We start from the raw sequence: 223 nt of genomic DNA, 5'->3' as shown, positions 1-223 counted from the left end.
CAGGCTTGTTCCCACCGTGGTAGAAGTACAACCGTCGATTCCACTTGTGCCTCGGTTTGCATAAATCTTAATATTATTTTTTACTCCAAATAAATCAGCATAACGAACTGGAATAGAGTTGCTTAAGTGCAGGATCGATTGCTCCAGAATAGATTCCAAAATGATATAAGCAGCCTTAGTTTCACTGTATTCAGCTTTGGGAATAAAGCTCATAATGCCATCC

The 223-nt window shown here is 39.5% G+C and carries 1 pseudogene; it reads right to left on the bottom strand.

Features of this window, described 5'->3' with window-relative positions:
- Window positions 1-223, bottom strand: a pseudogene (locus ACXAH9_RS17245) (2-succinyl-5-enolpyruvyl-6-hydroxy-3-cyclohexene-1-carboxylic-acid synthase); the annotation flags it as partial.

Source organism: Ekhidna sp. ABH4_415, assembly GCF_056161305.1.
This window is presented reverse-complemented; position numbering and strand designations above follow the sequence as displayed.